Source organism: Mesorhizobium sp. M1396, assembly GCF_040317725.1.
Classification (GTDB): Bacteria; Pseudomonadota; Alphaproteobacteria; order Rhizobiales; family Rhizobiaceae; genus Mesorhizobium.
In genome coordinates this window covers 1-1,030 of record NZ_JAMYLA010000150.1, presented here as the reverse complement: position 1 = coordinate 1,030, position 1,030 = coordinate 1, and the positions used below count along the sequence as shown (strand labels likewise).

At 64.8% G+C, this 1,030-nt stretch carries 2 protein-coding genes; both read left to right on the top strand.

All coding sequences use genetic code 11. The features are described from left to right. Positions 1-538 (top strand): L,D-transpeptidase (locus tag NKH02_RS34380; RefSeq protein WP_352884281.1); only part of this gene is annotated, 538 nt, incomplete at its 5' end. Between the two features lie 10 nt (positions 539-548). Continuing rightward, a partial coding sequence (locus NKH02_RS34375) for an OmpA family protein (protein ID WP_352884278.1) occupies positions 549-1,030 on the top strand: 482 nt, incomplete at its 3' end.

Genomic DNA, 1,030 nt, shown 5'->3' with positions numbered 1-1,030 from the left:
CAATTTTGTCTATCGCAAGACCAACTTCGCCAAGATCGACAAGAGATGGCATCGCCAGATCGTCAAGTATTTCAGCAGCGAGCCGGTCGGCACCGTCGTGGTCGATACCCGCCACCACTTCCTCTACCTCATCATGGAAAACAAGACCGCCATCCGCTACGGCGTCGGCGTCGGCAAGGACGGCTTCAAATGGTACGGCCGCGCGACGATCGACCGCCGCGCGCTGTGGCCGCAATGGGTCCCGCCCCCCGAAATGCGTAAGCGCAAGCCGGACCTACCGCCCATGGTCGCAGGCGGCGCGTCCAACAATCCGCTCGGGCCGCGCGCGCTCTATCTGTACCGCGACGGCGCCGACATCGGCTACCGCCTGCATGGCACGCTGGAGCCATGGAGCATCGGCACCGACGCTTCCAGCGGCTGCATCCGCATGTTCCCGGAAGACATCATCGACCTCTACCAGCGGTGCCCGATCGGCACCGCAGTGGAGGTCCTACCGCACATCGCCGACCAGGCGCCCGCTTCCACCACTGTCGAATGATTGGCGCATCATGAACCGCATGATTGAAACCACGCGCCGGCTGCTCGCCGCCGGCCTGCTGGTGCTGGCCGCATCCTGTTCGACCAGCAACACGCTGGCCCCTCCCACCCCCGACGTCACCAACACCGAGATTGCCGGTTTCCAGAACGTGCAGCCGGGCAGCGAGGAGGATTTTATCCTCAATGTCGGCCGCCGCACCTATTTCACGCAAGGTTCGGCCGCGCTCGATTCTGTCGCCAAGGCCACCCTTGACACCCAGATCGCCTGGTTAGCAAAGCATCCGCGCTGGCTGCTCAAGCTGCAGGGTTTCGCCGACGATCCAGGCGCAAGTGAAACGGCGCTGTCGAAGCAGCGCGCCGATGCGGTGATGGACTACCTCGCCGCCGGCGGCATAGACCGCAACCGCGTGTGGGCCAAGGGCTACGGCAAGGACAGGCTCGTCCGCGACTGCCCCGACGCCGCCTGCAGGTCGCAGAACCGCCGCGTTGTGTC